1 pseudogene is annotated in these 302 nt (G+C 82.8%); it reads left to right on the forward strand.

From position 1 onward, the window contains the following. Nucleotides 1-94 precede the first annotated feature (94 nt). Nucleotides 95-302 (forward strand): annotated as a pseudogene (locus VR44_RS46665) (hypothetical protein); the annotation flags it as partial.

Consider the following 302-nt stretch of genomic DNA (forward strand, 5'->3'; position numbering starts at 1 on the left):
GGACGGGGACGTGCCCGCGGCCCGGGGTGACGGGGAAGGGGGCGGGGCCGGGGGGATTCCGCATCCGCACGGCGGCGGGGTGCCCGGGCCCGGGGTGGCCGAGATCGTCGCGCAGGCCGTCGCCCGGGGGATCGACGGGCGGGACGGCGTCAAGGGGGAGGCCCCCGCAGGGCCCCTCGCGCGACGTGGGCCCGTGCGCGGGGCCGCAGTCACCGAGGTTCCGGTCCACCTGCCCTTCCGGGCCCGGCCGACGGCCCCCGAGACCACCCCCGCCACAGCCCCTGCCGCGGCCCCCGCCCCCC

Source organism: Streptomyces katrae (assembly GCF_000966975.1).
Classification (GTDB): Bacteria; Actinomycetota; Actinomycetes; order Streptomycetales; family Streptomycetaceae; genus Streptomyces; species Streptomyces katrae.